Below are 17,944 nucleotides of genomic sequence, written 5' to 3'. Positions count from 1 at the left end.
ACCAATTTTCATGCTAGATTTTATTGACTTTTCTTTCTTAGATATTTTAGACATTGTACTTGTTGCAATTTTATTATACTACGTTTACAAACTGCTAAGAGGTACTGTAGCTATCAATATTGTTATTGGTATTGCCTTTATCTTTTTAATCTGGCAAATTACACAGGCTTTAAAAATGGAAATGTTAAGTGGCATTTTGGGCTACTTACTTTCGGGTGGTGTTATTGCATTAATTATTGTTTTTCAACAAGAAATTAGAAAATTCTTACTGATGATTGGAACTACAAATTATACCACTAAAAAAAGCTTTTTAAATCAGTTAAAATTTTTGCAATCAGAAATCAATATTGAAATCGACACGGATAAAATTTTAAAAGCTTGTAGCAATATGGCCAAAACCAAAACAGGTGCTTTAATTGTTATAGAAAGAACTAACAGCTTAGACTTTTTAATAAATAATGGAGACTCTATGAATGCGCTTGTAAACGAGGTAATCTTAGAAAGTATCTTCTTTAAAAACAGTCCTTTACATGACGGCGCAACTATTATTAGAGATAACTATGTAGTTGCAACTAGAGTTGTTTTACCTATTTCTGATAGCACAAAAATACCTGCAAGATTTGGGTTAAGACACAGAGCTGCTATTGGTGTAAGTGAAAAAACAGACGCAGTTTGTTTATTAGTTTCCGAAGAAACTGGCGAAATTTCTTATATAAAAGATGGCGAGTTTGTGCTGTTTAAAAATCATGATGAACTTGACGAAAAGCTTAAAAAAGATTTAGCATAATAAAAGCACACATTGCTTACATTTATTAAGAGTATTAAAAATTTAAGATGCTTTGTCTAAGCTAAACTGTTTGTCATATAGATTTTTATAGTATCCTTTTTCTTTTTCTAATAACTCTAGATGCGTACCTTCTTCAACAATCAAACCTTTATCCATTACAATAATTTTATCTGCTTGTTTTATAGTTGCTAATCTGTGTGCAATTACTATTGAAGTTCGCTCTTTTGTAATGGTTTCTGTGGCATATTGTATCATTTGTTCTGCTTGTGCATCTACTGATGATGTGGCTTCATCCAAAATTAAAATACTTGGTTTACTAACGTACGCTCGTAGAAAAGCAATTAATTGCCTTTGACCAGAAGATAACATTGCTCCTCTTTCTTTTACATTATAGTCGTAACCTCCAGGAAGCGTCATTATAAAATCATGAATTCCTATTTGTTTTGCAGCTTTTTCAACGTCTTTAAAAGAGATGTTTTCATCCTTTAGGGTAATATTATTTAAAATAGAATCAGAAAACAAAAACACATCTTGTAATACAATTGCCACCTGGCTTCTTAAACTCTCTAAAGAATATTCATCCACAGAAATACCATCTATAGCAATTGAACCTTTATCAATTTCATAAAAACGATTTATTAAATTAATGATAGTCGATTTTCCTGCACCAGTAGCACCAACAATAGCAATTGTTTGTCCACTTTTTACATCAAAAGAAACTCCTTTTAAAACTTCTTCGTTTTTAATGTAACTAAATCTAACGTCTTTAAAAGTGATGTTCCCTTTTAAATTTTCGGCTTTTATAGATCCGCTTTTAGCGATACTACTATTTGTATCCATTACTTTAAAAACGCGTTCACCGGCTACAATACCCATTTGAAGCTGATTAAAACGATCTGCAATTTGCCTTAAAGGTCTAAACAACATTTGTGCATATTGTATAAACCCCATAATCATACCAACAGAAATTCCTGAATTTTGAATGGCTTGTCCACCACCAAACCAAACAATCAACCCGATTCCTACTGACGATAAAATTTCTGCAATTGGAAAAAAAACTGAATAATACCAGATAGTTTTTACGTGCGCTTTTTTGTGCTTGTCATTTATTTCTTTAAAATTCTGATATTCGATATCTTCTCTATTAAAAAGTTGCACAATTTTCATTCCTGTAACTCTTTCTTGTACAAAGCTATTTAAATTTGCAACTTGATTTCTTACTTCTTGAAACGTAACTTTAATAGCAACTTGAAACAATTTTGTTGCGTACACTAAAATTGGTAAAATAGATAAAGTAATCAGTGCCAACTTCCAATTTAAAAAAAGCATCACAACTGTTACCGCAAACATTTTAAGAATATCACTAAAAATTGTAAAAACACCGTTACTAAAAAAAGCTGCGATCGTTTCTATATCAGAAACTACTCTGGTTACTAGTTTACCAACCGAATTTGTATCAAAATAAGACATTTTAAATTGCAAAATATGCTTAAATATTTTTGATCTAATATCTCTAATTATATGTTGACCTACCCAATTTGCAAAATAAATAAAAATGAACTGCAGCAAAACTTCTATCAATAAAACAGCAAGCATTAGCAAGGTATAATCTAATAAACCCGCTTTGTCTTTTGATAAAATATAATCGTCTACTGTATTGATTAATATGTAAGGTGATAAAACCGAAAATAACGCGAGTAGAATGGTAGATGACGATGCAATAAAAAAGTACAGACGATAGCGTTTTGCAAAAGACATTAATCTTGAGAAAATTTGCATATCAAAAGCATTTCCTGTTTTTTCTGCCAAAATTTAATATTTAATTTTTGTTAAAAATAAGCCTTTCGCAGGAACTGACAAACCCGCATTACTCCTGTTTTTACTCTCTATGATTGCTCTAAAACCTTCAATTGTAATTTTACCTAAACCAACATCTACAAGCGTTCCAACAATAGCTCTTACCATATTTCTAAGAAATCTATTTGCTGATATATGAAACGTTAATTCAGATCCATTTAATACCCAAAAGGCTTCGGTTACATCACAATTAAAAGTATAAACCTCTGTTTTTACTTTAGAAAAAGTTTGAAAATCTGTGTATTCTAAAAGTAATTTTGCAGCTTCATTCATTAAATGTATATCTGGTCTTTGAGAATGAATTTGCCAAGAAAAATCTAATAAAAAAGGATTTCTTCCCAACCAAATTTTATACTCATAACTACGTGATGTTGCCGTAAAGCGTACATGCTTTTCAGCATCTACCAAAAAAACTTGATGCACAGAAATATCGTTTGGTAAAATAGAATTTAATTTAAAAACAATATTTTTTTTTAATTCTTTATCTATATCAAAGTGCGCGAACATTTGGGATGCATGCACACCTGTGTCTGTTCGTCCTGCACCAACAACCTGAATTTCTTCTTGAAAAATAGTACTTACTGCGTTATTTAATTTTTCTTGTACAGAAATTGCATCTGGTTGAATTTGCCAACCATGATACTTTTTTCCATTATAAGAAAGTTCTATAAAATATCTCAAAAATAGTTTTTTTTGGAGTCATCAAAATTACGAAATTTATTTTGTTATCCTTACTTTTGACGTTGTAACCCACGTTAAACTTTTCTTACTATTTTTAATGAAAAAAATTTTACTATTATCCGATACTCATAGTTTTATTGACAACCAAATTTTAAAGTTTGTAAAACAAGCTGATGAAGTTTGGCATGCAGGCGATATTGGTAATTTAGAAGTTACTGATACCATCAAAAAACTAAAACCGTTAAGAGCTGTATTTGGAAATATTGACGGAAATGAAGCAAAAGCTGAATTCCCTTTAGATGCAAAGTTTTCCGTTGAAAATGTAGCTGTATGGATGACTCATATTGGCGGATATCCTAATAGATATAATATAAGAATTAGAGAAGAAATTACTAAAAATAGCCCCAAAATTTTTATTTCTGGTCATTCACACATTCTAAAAGTTCAGTTTGATAAAAAATTAAACTTATTACATTTAAACCCAGGTGCTGCTGGAAATCATGGTTTTCATAACATTAGAACAATGCTTCGTTTTGAATTAGAAAAAGGAGAAATTAAAAATTTAGAAATTATAGAATTGGCTACAAGAGGTTAATAGTTTCTCTTTCTTGAATTGGCAATTCTACTTTAATTATAGTTCCGTTTCCTTTAGATGTAATTATCTTAAACTTACCTTTCATCATCTGTATTCTGGCATCAATTTGATTAATACCAATGCCTTCTCTAGCAGTGATTGTATTTTTATTAAAACCAATTCCATCATCAGAAATTTCTAAAACAAGTGTATTTTCTATTTCTCTTAATTTAATAAACGCATTATTTGCCTCACTGTGTTTTAAAATATTATTGATAAATTCTTGAATAATATTATATGTTTTAATTTCGAAATTCTGCTCATATCGCCTTAAACCCTCAATCTGTGTATCAATAGATAATTCTGAATTAGAATATTTTTCTGCAATATCTTTTATTGCAAAATTTAATCCGAATTTTAACAAAACTGATGACATTAATGAATGTGATAAACTCCTAATTTTAGTTGCAGCTTCGTTAATTATTTTTTGTGTTTTATCTATTTCAATAGGTACTTTACCATTAAATTGGCCTCTTGACGCTTGTAAATGTAAATTTGCAGATGAAAGCAGTGCGCTTACATTATCGTGTAATGTTTCTGCTATTTCTTTTCTTTCAGATTCTTTACCGTCAATAGCCGCATTTAAGATTCTTACTTGAGACTCTGACTTTAATTTGTCTAAATTTTGACTTTGAAGAAGTTCTGTTTTAGATAACTTTATTTGCAAATCTTTTTGTCGTAAACTATAATATGTAATGATGATTAAAAGAAAAATAAGAATTAAAACACTTATAACAACTATTGTATTTACTTTGTCTTTTTCTTTTAAAAGCTTAACTTCCTCTTGTCTTTGAAAGCGTTCTTTTTGAGCATCAAAGTCAAATTTGGAAGACAACTCATCTATTATCCCTCTAAACTCCTTATCCCTTATATTGTCTTGAAATTCATATGACATCTCTTGAAAATCATATGCTTTGAAATCCTTGAGATTTCTCATTGCCCAGGCAAGATTTGTATAAAGACCTGCTTTTACTCTAATGGCCTCAGTACTATTATCATCTTTGATTAAATTAATACCTTCTAAATAAAAGTCTTTAGACTTCTTATAATTTTTCTGGGATAAAAAAATGTTGCCTAAGTTATTTGTAGCAAATGCAAGACCTATTTTATTATTATATTTTTCATGTATCCTTATTGATTTTTTAATATAACTTTCAGCCTTATCAAAAACAGAATCACGTTCATAAATAGCTGATAAATTATTAAATGCCTTAGCCTTTATAGTTTCTATTTCATTGTTTAATTGGGGTAGGTTTTCAATTTTCTCATAATAATATTTAGCACTATCTAAATATTTAAATTTATTTTTTTCTTCTTTTGCTACGGACAACTTTTGATATAAGCTACCTATTTTTAAAAAAGCTAATCCTAAGTTAGAATCAGAAGATATAAGGTCATTTTTATCCTCAACATAAAATTCAACTACCTCTAAAGATTTTTTATAATACTCTAAAGAGTTCTTGTACTTTCTGGTTTTATCATAAATATCAGCAATTAAAAATAAAATCTTCTGAGACCAAAATTTATCATTTTTATTTTTACATAGATTAAATAGTTCAAATGCTTTTTCTAGAGCTTCATCATAATCTTCACCTTTATATAGTTTTACAATTATATCATATTTTATTTTTATCAATGTATCATTTAAAACAACAAAAACTGGAGAAATATCTTTTTTAGAAATTTCTCCAGTTAAGTGAGTTTTAATACCAGCTTTTGAATAAGAAAACGTAAAGCTTATCAATAAAAAAGTGAATAAAATATGTTTCAAGAAATATAAATTAATTATCTATCAAGATGACCGGCTTTCTTTCAGTTGACTGTGTTTCTGCTTTCAACATATCAGTTAAATGGTTTACAAAATGTATTTGAAGTAATTTGTCATTTTCCTTTTCTAAAGTTCTAGAGAAGTTTTTATTTCCTTGAGATTTAACATTCGCTTCTAAATGAACTTCATACGCCTCAAGGTCTGTATTATATACAAAATCTACAGCAACGTTATTTATTACTTTAAAATCTAAGTCGTAAGTACCGTTTTCGTTTTTGGTAACACTAAATTCTTCAAGAAAACTAGTATCAGATTTTTTTACGAATTTAATATTGTCATCAAAAACAGATATACTTGGTGTTTTATTAGAATTAGCACTTATAAAATCTATCTTAAAATTTTCATCATTAAAAAACAAATCTGTTTGTACAGTACTTTTTTGAGTAAATTTATCATCCGATAGTGTTAAATATAATTCATTGGTATTGCTTATAGCGTTTTTTACTTTGCTAATATTTACATTACCATTTACATTTATATCAACTGAATATGCACCAGACGCATCTCTCTTTAGTTGGTATGTGTTTAGTAATTCGCTACTTTGTTCTTGTGGCATCATTGAATCTTCTGTAGAACACGATGAAAATGCAAAAGTTGTTACTAATGCTAGTGCTAAAATTTTAATTTTTTTCATTTTATTTGGTTTTTATTATTTTGATTTATAATGACTTAGCTAATGTAAGCAGTTTAAACTTGCTGGGGGTATTATAAAAAATTATATTGGGGGAATTTATACTATTTTATTTTTTACTGCATACATTGCTAAGCCTACTGAGTTTTTTACTTTTAATTTTTTTAATAAATTTTTTCTATGTGTATCAACCGTACTAAGCGCTAAATTTAACTTATCTGCTATTTCTGGTGAACTATACTGTTTCGTTATTAATTTTAAAACATCTAATTCTCTTTCTGTTAAAGCCTCAATTATTGATTTAACTGGTGCTTCTCCTGTTGGCACATGATGTCCTGAAAAACGTTTTAAAAGAATTTTTTGAATATCATCACTAAAATATTGCTCTCCGTTTGCAACTGCTTTTATAGCATCTACAATATGTTCTCCGGCATTATTTTTAGTAATATAACCCTTACAACCAAGGCTTAACATTTCTTGAACGATTTTAATATCATCGTAGCTAGAAAGTATTATAACCTTTGGGTTAATTCCTTTTTGATTAAAATGTCTAAGAACTTCAAAACCATCTAAAACTGGCATTGTAATGTCTAAAATTAATACGTCTGCTTTGTTTCCTTTTTTATCAAACCAGTCTACAACTTCTTTACCTGTTAAAGAATAATCTCTAATTTCTATATCTTTATCAGTGTTAATTACAGCAATGATACCTTCTATCAATATTTTATGATCATCAGCTACGTGAACGTAAATTTTTTTCTTCATTTCTTTTATCAAATTTAAAACACAATTAAAGACTGTACAATACCCATTTATGATGAAATATTTTTCTCCCTATTTATGGGGAGAAGCCTCCCTATTTACAGGGAGAAGAAATTTTTAAAAAACTGGTTTTCAGAAAATTATAAATAGAAGGGAAATCATAAAAAACATTAATTACACACGCTAATATAAATATATTTTTTATTTTATTCTGAATAAATAAAAAACCGAGAAAAATTTCTCGGTTTTTTTTCGCACTAAATATACTATTTGTTAGTCTTATCGCAATCTATCCACAGATTTTACGAGATCTTCATCCTTTTTAATAGCTTTATTTGCCAAAACAACAAGCAAAATTGCCAAAATTGGTAAGAACATCCCAATACCTTTCTCCGAAACAGAAGCTTCTCCAGGTAAAGTTAGAGATACATAAATCAATAATCCTAATAAAAAAAGATTGATCAAAATTATTATACGTCCTAATACAAACTGTAACTTTCTATCTTTAAATAAAAATATAGTTACAAATGATAAAACAGCAGACGTAATGAACATAAAAGGAATTACTTTTAACAACAGTAATTCATTAAAAAACAAATCTAAAACAAATATTTGTTTTTTTAAAGTATTCCATAAACTAAATACAAAAATTAATCCTCCAGAAATTGCAGAAGCTAAAATTAAATATATAGTTTGTATTCTTTGTATCATACTTTAATTTTTTTACAAAAATAGTGCTTCTTTTTTTAAAAAGAAAACCTATAATTAAAAAAAAAGTTTATATTTGTAAAGTAATAACCACACAAAATCATATTGTATAGCACTATATACAATCAGTAAAATCAAGAAAAACAATTTGTAACATCTTAACTGCTTAAGATTAATTTAACTTAATATATACATAAATGTTCGAAATTTCTGAACTAAAAGAAAAAACACTTGCTGACTTACAAGTAGTTGCCAAATCTATTGGACTAACAAAAACAAGTCAATTAAAAAAATTAGACTTAGTTTATCAAATATTAGATACGCAAGCGGCAACTCCTGTTAAAACCTCAAACTCTGAGGTGTCAGAAACTTCAAAAACTGACAAACCAAAAAGAAGAAGAGTTGTTAAAAAAATTCAGCCAAAAAAAGCGACTGTTGAAACTAGAACTGTAGAAAAGACAGAAACTATAGCGCAAACGAATACTTTAGAGGAAAAAACACCTTTAGAAAAAACAACTATTTTAGAGAAGAAAGTAGAAGTTAAGAAGGTAATAGAAAAAAGAGCTCCTCCAAAACCAAGAGCAAAACAGGATAAAAAGGAAGATGATGCTGTAAATACGTCAGCTGATTCAACTACTGAGCCTAAAGTTAAAAAGGAATTAAAACCTGTTAACAATAATCCAAACAGGAATCCGCCAAGAAATAGTAATCTTCCTAAAAATAAGAGTAAGGAACCTAATAACTCTAAAAGCAATACAAATAGGGGTAATAAGTCTGGAAACAGATATAAAGATCCAGATTTTGAATTTGATGGAATTATTGAAAGTGAAGGTGTGTTAGAGATGATGCCTGATGGTTACGGTTTTTTACGTTCTTCTGATTATAATTATTTATCATCACCAGATGATATTTATGTTTCTCAGTCTCAAATTAAATTGTTTGGTTTAAAAACCGGTGACACTGTTAGAGGAAATGTTAGACCACCTAAAGAAGGTGAAAAATATTTTCCTTTAATTAGAGTTTCTAAAATTAACGGGTTAAACCCAAATATTGTTAGAGATCGAGTTTCTTTTGAACACTTAACACCTTTATTTCCAGAAGAAAAATTCAATTTAGCAGAAAAAGGAAGTTCTTTATCAACAAGAATTATAGACTTATTTTCTCCTTTAGGAAAAGGCCAGCGTGGTATGATCGTTGCGCAACCTAAAACTGGTAAAACAATGTTGTTAAAAGACATTGCGAATGCAATTGCAATGAATCATCCAGAGGTTTATCAAATTGTATTATTGATCGATGAACGTCCTGAAGAAGTTACTGATATGCAAAGAAGTGTTCGTGGTGAAGTTGTAGCATCTACTTTTGATGAGCCAGCAGACAAACATGTACGTGTTGCAAATATTGTTTTAGAAAAAGCAAAACGTTTGGTAGAATGTGGACACGATGTTGTTATCCTTTTAGATTCAATTACTCGTTTAGCAAGAGCTTATAATACAGTTGCTCCTGCATCAGGAAAAATACTTTCTGGTGGTATTGATGCAAATGCATTGCACAAGCCAAAACGTTTCTTTGGGGCTGCTAGAAACATAGAAGGTGGTGGTTCTTTAACAATCATAGCTACTGCACTTACAGAAACTGGTTCTAAAATGGACGAAGTAATTTTCGAGGAATTTAAAGGAACTGGAAACATGGAACTTCAATTAGATAGAAATATTTCTAATAGACGTATTTATCCTGCCATCGATTTAATTAAATCTTCTACAAGACGTGATGATTTATTACTAGATGCAAAAACAGTGCAAAGAATGTGGGTGTTACGCAAGTATCTTGCAGACATGAATCCTATAGAAGCAATGGAATTTATTAATGATAGAATTAAATTTTCTAAAAATAATGATGAGTTTTTGATCTCAATGAATGGATAAAAAGCTTTTCAATTAGATCTAAAAAAATATGCGAAACCTTTTTGAGAAATCAAAAAGGTTTTTTTTATAACACTATTTCATACTTTGAATTTAACTTTGGTAAACTCAAAAAAAAGTATTTTGAATATGAAAAAAACAGCAAAAAGTTTTAGATATAGGAATCTATTTTAAACTATATACTACCACTAAGAGAACCAAAAGGTAATTGTTTATAGGCTTAGACACATACAACTATAGAATTAAAGCATAAAAAAATCCGTTCAATATATTTGAACGGATTTTTTTTTGATTGAAAATAAAAGCTACATATTAGTTTGCACTATACATCATTGCTCTATTATCTTCTATTTCAGAAGCGTTTTTAATTGCTTCATACATTTTAAAAGTTTGTCTTTTTCTGTCTTCAGAAATTCTTTTTCTGTTTGTATCGTAATTTGGCAATGCTGTAGGTAACTCTCTACTTGTTACTTTAAAAGTATACACACCTCTATCTCCTTGCACAGAATTAATTACTTTATTTATTGGTGCGTTATACATTGCTCCAACAATTTTTGGTTCAACTCCAATTCCAGATAATGTAGGACTTTTTAAAGTAAGTCCGTTAGATGTTCTAACTGTTTCACTGTTTGCAGCTGCAATATCTGCTAAAGAACTACCTTTTAATTTATCACTAATTAATGCTGCTTTCTTTTCATTTAATAGAATAGGTCTTACAGTATTTGTAGCTTTTTCTGCAGACATTAACCCTTTTTCTTGAGAACTTGTTACAAAAGCAACTACATGACTTCCATCTAAATCAAAACGTTTAAAATCATTTACTTTAGTTTCTTTACCAAAAGCCCAACTTACAATTTGTCTTTGATTGCCTAAACCGGCAACACTTTCGTCTAAAACTTTTAAGCCTACAGCAGACCTTGGTTCGTATTTTTTCTCTTTTGCTAATTCATCAAACTTGTTATTTTTAGACACTGCTAATGCAAATTCTTCAGCATTTCTAAAAGTAACATTTTCTGTAGCTTCAGATGCAATAATCTTTCTACCATAAGTAGCTAATTTAACTACTTTTTGATTGTTCTTTTGATCATCGATTTTTATAACATGAAAACCAAATGGAGTTTTAACTACTCCCATATCTCCTTTTTTACCTTGAAAACAAAAATCTCTAAAAAGAGGTGTCATTCTATTATAATTAAACCAATCTAGATCGCCGTTTTTTGCTCCAGATCCTAAATCCGAAGAAAAAGTTTTTGCCAATTCGCCAAACTTACCAACATTACCTTTAACGACTGACAAAAGGCTATCTGCTAATATTTTAGCTTCATCTTCTGTTCTAGTTACATCTGCAGCAACTCTTTGAGAACCTGCAAACGGAATTAATATATGACTTGCTCTTGCAGAATCTGGCATCTGAGAAACTTCTAAAATCTTAGAAATTTTAAAATAATCTTTATCTTTATAAGGACCAACAACATCTCCTTTATTTGCTTCAAAAATCTGTGCTGATGTTTCTTGATTTAATAAATTCTTGAATTGAAAACTTTCATTTAAACTCGTGTCTGAACCATTTTCTGATAAAAACACAGCTTCGTTTGTAGAAACTTTAAAATCTTCAATTAAAGCTGAAATATTATTTTTTATCACTTCTTCATCCGCAGGCGTAGCAATGATATTAAATTGAACATAAGAAATGTCTCTAGAAGCCTCTACTTTAAAATCTTCCTTATGATTTTTAATATAGCTTTCAACTTCAGATTTATTAATTTTAACGTCACTGTCTGCAATGCTAGTGTAAGGCACAAAAACGAATTGAGCATTTAGTTTCGTGTTTTCTAATAAATATTCTAGTTCACCTTCTTTTAAAGAAGCGCCTAAACCAGCAGCTACTAAATTATTGTAAGTGTTTGTTTCTGCATTGTCTCTAATTTGATTCATATAAGTAGACCATTGAGACCACATTGCAGTTTTATTTTCTTTTTCTGTAGCTAAAAATTGTTTGAATTTAGAAACATCAAATAAACCAGATTCAGTTTGATATTCTGGATTATTTTGTACAAATGGTGCATTTACAAGTTCATTCCAAACATCTGCTTCTCCAATTGTAATACCTGCTCCAGTTAACTGATTTTTATATATTTTTTTTCTTAAAATATTATCCCAAACAGTTTTTGCTGCTTGCATTTCAGAAACTTGGCCTCCTGCTTGTTGTTTATAATCTTCTAATTCTTGTACAAACTCTTCTCTAGAAATCGATTCTCCATTAATTTCACCTATTTCATTTACTTTACTAGAGTTAAAAAAATCACCAAGAGTAGAAGGGTCTAGTACAAAAGCAAAAAGTGCTAAACCTATAATGATGATTAAGAACATTGAACGTTCTCTAATTTTTGATAAAACTGCCATACGTCTTTTTATTTATTTTCAGTTCGCGAATATACGGTTTTTGGTTTTAATCTTGCAACCCATTTTACACTTATTAGTAGGAGGTTACACGCAATTTTAGGGTAAAACTTTAATTTAAAACTTTAATCTCCTTGATTTAAAATTTTAAGAGAGACTTCGTCTATTTTAGCACCGCTCATTTTTAGAATTCTAAATTCAAAATCTTCTATATCTATATGTTCTTTTTCGCTTGGGATATTTTCGGTGTGCTCAATAATATAACCACCTAAAGTTTCGTATGCTTCTGACTTTGGTATGTTTAAATCGTATTCTTCATTTAAATAATCAATTTCTAATCTTGCCGAAAAGTTGAATTTTGAATCACTTATTTTTTCTTCTAAAAATTCTTGAGAATCGTGTTCATCTTCTATTTCACCAAACAATTCTTCAACAATGTCTTCTACAGTGATCATTCCTGATGTTCCGCCGTATTCATCAATAACAACGGCTACACTTTTACGTTTTTTTATCAACGTATTTAGTAAATCATTAATCATCATAGATTCTGGCACAATTTCTAATGGAAGTAAAATTGATTTTATAGTTTTTGGTTTTTTAAATAATTCAAATGCATTTACATAACCAAGAACGTCATCTAAAGATGTTTTATAAACTAAAACTTTTGACAATCCTGTTTCTATGAAAATATTTTTTAGATTCACTACAGTTTCATGAATTTCTACAGACACAATTTCTGTTCTTGGCACCATAACTTCTCTTGCCTTTACATTATGAAAACCTAGCGCATTCTGAAAAATTTGAATTTCAGAATCTACTTCATTGTCTATATTACCCGTTTCTAATTGTTCATTTATATAAATTCCTAACTCTTCTTTACTAAATACAGTTTGCATTTCGTCTGCATTTGTTTTAAAAAAAACACGTAAAAAAAAGTCTGAGATTAAGGTAATAAACTCAGAAAAGAAGTGAAATAAATTATAGAAAATATATGCTGGTACAACAAAAAGTTTTAAGACTTCGTTTGCATAAATTCTAAAGATTGCTTTTGGTAAAAACTCGGCTGTTACTAAAATAACGATTGTAGAGATAATTGTTTGAATAAATAAAACAGTAAACTCATTAAAACTATCTATTGGCAATATTCTTATTAAGAATTTACCCATAAAATAGCTATAAATTACTAAAGAAATATTATTACCTACTAGCATTGTGGTAATAAATTTTGAAGATTTTTGTGTAATTTTTGTTAAAATTCTTGGTATAAAACCATCTCTTTTCTTCTCTAATTCGATATGCATCTTATTGGCAGAAAAAAATGCAATTTCCATCCCCGAAAAAAACGCAGATAATAAAATAGATACAATTATAACTATAAGTTCAACTTCCATTTAAAGAGTAAAATGCTATTTATTTTGGTTGTTTCTTTTTTCAACTTTTTTCCTAAAATGTCTTTTAAAGAAAAACACTAAGGTAATAAAAATTGAGAAGCCGATAAAAAAGAACGCTTTTTCTTTATCAGAGTTAAAACGAACTATACCTTCTATTAAACAAATAATTGCTATTAATAAGTATCCGTATTGAAAAAATTTCCAAATGTTATTCATAAAATTATTCTTCTGATGTTTCTAATTTTCCTGTTGTTTTTTTTGCTAAATGTTTAGATAAATCTTCTTTTGACTCAAAACCAACTCCAAAAACGGTGTCTTTTTCAGTCATTAATTTAAAAGCTTTTTCTGAAACAAAGTATTCTGTGGTTTCATCCCAAAATAATTGCGCTGTTTCTAATCTAGATTTTTCTGTATGATTTACCACAACTACATTTCCTTTAAGTTCTGATATTGTTGTCTTTGGGTAAGATATAGCATAGTTTCCTGTAATAGTGATTGAATCTCTTCCGTTTTTCTCAAAATTGATTATTTTGATTCCTTTAGGAAACTCACTATAAGGGTGTTCTTTTCTATTGCTAAAATCTAACAACAAAGGTGTTATTAATTTTGATGTAATTCTACCAGAATCTTTATAAACATGATACGCATCTTTTGCAGTACCAACTGGTAAGTTTTTGTCTGCTAAAAAGTCTCTTACTTTTTGCGTATTGTTATCACAAGAAAAAAGCATTGCTGTTACAAATGTAACAGCAATGCTTTTAGATATTATTTTTTTGTAATTACGCACAAACAATTAATTAGGTACACTTACTGTTTCTCCAATCCAACATTTAATAGTATAACTACTTCCAGGTGCAACACCTGCAGTAAAAATTACTTTTTTGCTTGGCAAATTAGCTCTATAAGAGTCTATATATTTTCTTGCAACAGAAGACATACTTGGATCTACACTTTCAGCTATTTGAGCTTGTCTTAAAGCTGCTGCGTAAACCATTCTCTTTTCAAACTCATCACCACCACAATTGTTTACACTAGATTGGTACAATCTTGCAATTAATAAGTATGCTCTACCAGAACTTGGATTGTATCTTATAGCTTCTCTTGCTAAACTTCTAGCTTCACTTAATTGACCTCTATTTTTAGCAGTTTCAGCAAATTTTAACTTATATCTAGATTTTTTTAAAGGATCTGTTTCTAGATCAAATGCTTTTTTTCTCATGGCTACTGCACCACTTACATCTCCATTTTTCTCTAAAATACCTGCGTAAAATGAGTAAGAATCTGGAGAAGGAGTTGCTTCTGCATACGCTTTTGCTAAAGTTTCAAACATTGGATCGTCTTGACAATCTTTATTAAACATTCTAGAAACCGCTCTTCTTAACCAAATAGCATCTCCTTTCTTAGCTTCAAAATCTCTTTTATATAAAGGCACTAATCGTTCACAAGTAGCAATTTCAGAAATTATAGCATCTAAGCCTCCTTCTATAGTACCAAGTGCTGTAGAGTTAATTTGGTATGCTTGCAACAATCTAGTTTCTTTTGCGTCTAATACTTTGGTAGAATCTGTTAATTCATTGATTCTTTTAGCATAACCGTCTAATTTTTCACCTACAGATTCTACAACATCATCATAAGTATCAAAAACTCTTTGAGGGTTTTCGTCTTTATATTTGTCTGTAACTCCTTGAAAATATTTATAGATATTTCTTACACCCATTTCTTGCGGAGAAATTTCGTATGCTTTTTCTAAAATAACAAAGACTTCTTTTTCTGATGCTAAATTATTATCTGCTAAATATGTAGCGTAATCGCTATGCACTTTAGCTGGATGATCATCTGGGAAGAACTGTAATCTTTGTTCGTATACTCTTTTTGCTAAAACAGGATCTTTTCTAATATCTTGTACTAAATCTGCTCCATATTTGTAAATATTTACAGATAAATCTTTACAATTATCCATTAAATAAATCCAATTTGTGTAAGCATCGTCATACTTTTTAGATTGGTTATCGCCTTTAAAAAGGTTATACTTTATTGTACATTCTCTTAATGCTTCGTCCTGTGCGTTTGTTTTGACAGTTGCAAGAAGCACTGTAGCTGCTAGTAAAAAGGTAATTTTCTTCATTTTTAATGTTTTTGTTAATCAATCTTTCTTTTAATGAACCAAGTATCCGTCAAAGATAAACTTAATCTAAAATTAAAATAATTTTCTTCAATTAAATTATTATTTATGGTTCCTCTTTTACCAAACTCAAATCCCATATTTACTGTAGATAATCGTTGTAGTGGTAAACCTAAACCAAAAGATATGCCAAAGTCGTCAATTGGAGTGAAATTTGTATTAGTTTCTGAACCTCCCACTAGCAAACCAGACTTCTCTAAACGAACACCTGCCCTATAAGTTACTCTATTCCAGTAATTTGAGATGGAATTTATTTTAGGTAAATAAAATCCTCCGAAAGAAATTCGATTAGAGCTACCATATTGATACGCCCCGTTTGTACTTGCTAATAATCCTGTTGTAGAAATTGCATCTTGGTTTTCATATTCTAAACCAGCATACCATTTATCTTGTTTACCTAACCCAAACCCTATAATAGATTTAAATGGTAAGTTAAACTTACCATTAATTTCGCTTGTAGAAACAGTATCTCTTGGAGATTCAGATCCCGAAGCACCAAAAGCGAATGAATATAAATAATCATTACCGGTAACATTTAAACTGTTGCCTACCTTAAAAGTTGCTCCCGCATTTAAAATCAACTTATTTTTTAACTCTTTTTGATATTGCGCCCCTAACTTTACAGAAGTACCATCTAAAACAGTAACTTCATTATATTTAGTTGCTAAAGAAATGTTAGCTTTTTGATTTATAACACTATTATCTATGTTACCAAAACTATAATCTGCTTCTAATCCTACAGATAATCCTTTGGCAACTTTAATTCCGAAACTACCATATACCCTACTAACTCCTCCATCACCAGCAAAAACTGATATTTCAGAAACACCACCAATACCGTCTGGTATTGAATTTGACAAAGAGTACCCAACAGAAGAAACTGGCTGTAAACCAATAGAAAGACCTGCCTTGTTACCAATAGGAAATGCTAAAGCTAGGTACGATAAGCTTGTTGAATTAGCATTCTGCTCAGAAATATTGCTTTTTACTGTTAAATTATTATTTAAAATACCAAAACTATAAGTAGTATATCTTAAATCTGCATAAGCCGCAGGATTTGTAAAATTTAAATATTTATAATGGTTAAAAGCAACACCAATGCCCCCCATTGAACTTTGTTCTACTGTTGTTCCGCTAAATTCTTCGCCAATACCAAAATATGAATATGGTGATGAATTTGTTCTTTGTGCTAAAAAAGTTACAGAAGTTAACAGTAAGAAAGCTACTAAAATCTTTTTAATCATTTGTTTTTGTTAAAAATCAATATTTCATTTAATCCTTCAAGGAGAAAATTTTGATGCGCAAATATGCTACTTTTTAATTGTTTTGCCAAGAAATTTGTATCTCCTCCTGTTAAAACAACTGTTAAATCGCTAAATTTATTTTTATATTGATTAATTACGCCCTCAATCTCCTGAACAACACCATTTACAACACCAGAATTAATGCTTTCTATTGTATTATTGCCAATAAAATTTTTTGGATAATTTTTTTCTACAATAGGTAATTTACTTGTAAATGTATGAAGTGCTTTATACCTCATCTCTACACCTGGTGAAATTGCACCACCAAAATAAGCCGATTTATCATTTACAAAATCAAAAGTGATACAAGTTCCTGCATCAATAATTAAAATATTTTTATTTGGAAACTTTTTTACGGCAGCACTAACTAATGCAATTCTGTCGACGCCTAAAGTTTTTGGAGTTTCGTATAAATTGGTAAAAGGAACATTTGTTGACGACGATAAAATGACTAAATTGAGTGTGTTTTTTAATTTTTCTAGCTTTTTTTCTGATATAAAACTGACAGAAGACAAGATTGTGGTAAAAATTTCATGTTTTTTTACTATTTTTTTTATTTCTGATAAAAATCTTTTTTTATCTATTATCACCACTTCTACTAGCCTACTTCGCTCAAAGACAGCTACTTTTACTCTTGTATTACCTGCATCAATAATTAGATTCATCCTTTATTTTATATAAAATTCAAAAATACAATAGAATTTTTTAAAATTTCTTTAGCAAATGTAAAAAAACATTTTATATTTGCATCCGCTAAGGCATGGTACCTTAGCTCAGTTGGTAGAGCAAAGGACTGAAAATCCTTGTGTCCCTGGTTCGATTCCTGGAGGTACCACAAAAAAATCCGAACATTAAGTTGT

At 29.3% G+C, this 17,944-nt stretch carries 15 protein-coding genes and 1 tRNA gene; 4 read left to right on the top strand and 12 right to left on the bottom strand.

The window, feature by feature from the left end:
• The first annotated feature begins 10 nt into the window (after positions 1 to 10).
• Positions 11 to 787 carry a diadenylate cyclase CdaA gene (gene cdaA / locus BTO16_RS16945; protein WP_105022822.1) on the top strand — a complete coding sequence of 259 codons (777 nt, stop codon included), beginning with the start codon at positions 11 to 13 and terminating at the stop codon, positions 785 to 787.
• A gap of 42 nt (positions 788 to 829) precedes the next feature.
• Here the strand turns inward: cdaA and BTO16_RS16940 are convergent, their stop codons facing one another.
• On the bottom strand, positions 830 to 2,596 hold the full coding sequence (locus BTO16_RS16940; protein ID WP_105022821.1) for an ABC transporter ATP-binding protein: 1,767 nt from the start codon (positions 2,594 to 2,596) through the stop codon (positions 830 to 832).
• A gap of 3 nt (positions 2,597 to 2,599) precedes the next feature.
• Complete coding sequence (truA, locus tag BTO16_RS16935) at positions 2,600 to 3,325, bottom strand: tRNA pseudouridine(38-40) synthase TruA (protein WP_105022820.1); 726 nt, start codon at positions 3,323 to 3,325, stop codon at positions 2,600 to 2,602.
• A 97-nt stretch (positions 3,326 to 3,422) separates the two neighbouring features.
• Between truA and BTO16_RS16930 the strand changes: the two genes are divergently transcribed.
• The gene (locus tag BTO16_RS16930) at positions 3,423 to 3,920 is read left to right on the top strand and encodes a metallophosphoesterase family protein (RefSeq protein WP_105022819.1); all 498 of its coding nucleotides are present in this window, start codon (positions 3,423 to 3,425) and stop codon (positions 3,918 to 3,920) included.
• On the opposite strand, the gene BTO16_RS16925 is transcribed toward BTO16_RS16930, so the two are convergent.
• The 4 genes from BTO16_RS16925 to BTO16_RS16910 all read right to left on the bottom strand — a co-directional run bounded on the left by BTO16_RS16925 (position 3,907) and on the right by BTO16_RS16910 (position 7,891).
• Entirely contained in the window at positions 3,907 to 5,595 is a 1,689-nt protein-coding gene (locus BTO16_RS16925) for a tetratricopeptide repeat-containing sensor histidine kinase (protein WP_146105424.1), read from the bottom strand. The two genes, BTO16_RS16930 and BTO16_RS16925, sit on opposite strands and share 14 nt — an antisense overlap.
• A gap of 145 nt (positions 5,596 to 5,740) precedes the next feature.
• Positions 5,741 to 6,421: a hypothetical protein gene (locus BTO16_RS16920; protein WP_105022817.1), complete on the bottom strand. Its 681-nt coding sequence runs from the start codon at positions 6,419 to 6,421 to the stop codon at positions 5,741 to 5,743.
• Positions 6,422 to 6,517: 96 nt separating this feature from the next.
• Positions 6,518 to 7,183 carry a response regulator gene (locus tag BTO16_RS16915; protein WP_105022816.1) on the bottom strand — a complete coding sequence of 222 codons (666 nt, stop codon included), beginning with the start codon at positions 7,181 to 7,183 and terminating at the stop codon, positions 6,518 to 6,520.
• Between the two features lie 276 nt (positions 7,184 to 7,459).
• On the bottom strand, positions 7,460 to 7,891 hold the full coding sequence (locus BTO16_RS16910) for a DUF4293 domain-containing protein (protein ID WP_105022815.1): 432 nt from the start codon (positions 7,889 to 7,891) through the stop codon (positions 7,460 to 7,462).
• 194 nt (positions 7,892 to 8,085) lie between these two features.
• Between BTO16_RS16910 and rho the strand changes: the two genes are divergently transcribed.
• A complete protein-coding gene (rho, locus tag BTO16_RS16905; RefSeq protein ID WP_105022814.1) occupies positions 8,086 to 9,810 on the top strand; it encodes a transcription termination factor Rho in 1,725 nt (574 codons plus the stop codon).
• A gap of 309 nt (positions 9,811 to 10,119) precedes the next feature.
• Here rho and BTO16_RS16900 read toward each other — a convergent pair whose 3' ends face one another.
• The 6 genes from BTO16_RS16900 to BTO16_RS16870 all read right to left on the bottom strand — a co-directional run bounded on the left by BTO16_RS16900 (position 10,120) and on the right by BTO16_RS16870 (position 17,749).
• Positions 10,120 to 12,210 (bottom strand): peptidylprolyl isomerase, encoded by a 2,091-nt coding sequence (locus BTO16_RS16900; RefSeq protein ID WP_105022813.1) that lies wholly within the window; start codon positions 12,208 to 12,210, stop codon positions 10,120 to 10,122.
• Between the two features lie 122 nt (positions 12,211 to 12,332).
• Positions 12,333 to 13,598 (bottom strand): hemolysin family protein, encoded by a 1,266-nt coding sequence (locus BTO16_RS16895; protein ID WP_105022812.1) that lies wholly within the window; start codon positions 13,596 to 13,598, stop codon positions 12,333 to 12,335.
• Between the two features lie 220 nt (positions 13,599 to 13,818).
• Positions 13,819 to 14,385: an LPS export ABC transporter periplasmic protein LptC gene (lptC, locus tag BTO16_RS16885; RefSeq protein ID WP_105022956.1), complete on the bottom strand. Its 567-nt coding sequence runs from the start codon at positions 14,383 to 14,385 to the stop codon at positions 13,819 to 13,821.
• Between the two features lie 6 nt (positions 14,386 to 14,391).
• Positions 14,392 to 15,723, bottom strand: a complete 1,332-nt coding sequence (locus tag BTO16_RS16880; protein WP_105022810.1) for a tetratricopeptide repeat protein — start codon at positions 15,721 to 15,723, stop codon at positions 14,392 to 14,394.
• A 14-nt stretch (positions 15,724 to 15,737) separates the two neighbouring features.
• A complete protein-coding gene (locus BTO16_RS16875; RefSeq protein ID WP_105022809.1) occupies positions 15,738 to 17,024 on the bottom strand; it encodes a hypothetical protein in 1,287 nt (428 codons plus the stop codon).
• Positions 17,021 to 17,749, bottom strand: a complete 729-nt coding sequence (locus tag BTO16_RS16870) for a type III pantothenate kinase (protein ID WP_105022808.1) — start codon at positions 17,747 to 17,749, stop codon at positions 17,021 to 17,023. Before BTO16_RS16870 ends, BTO16_RS16875 begins: the two co-directional genes overlap by 4 nt.
• A gap of 97 nt (positions 17,750 to 17,846) precedes the next feature.
• Here BTO16_RS16870 and BTO16_RS16865 point away from each other — a divergent pair.
• Positions 17,847 to 17,919: transfer RNA gene (locus tag BTO16_RS16865), tRNA-Phe, on the top strand.
• The last annotated feature ends 25 nt before the right edge of the window (positions 17,920 to 17,944 follow it).

It is taken from the genome of Polaribacter glomeratus (assembly GCF_002954665.1).
Lineage (GTDB): Bacteria > Bacteroidota > Bacteroidia > Flavobacteriales > Flavobacteriaceae > Polaribacter > Polaribacter glomeratus.
Note: the sequence above shows the minus strand (reverse complement) of the source record. Positions and strands in the feature narration are given on the sequence as shown.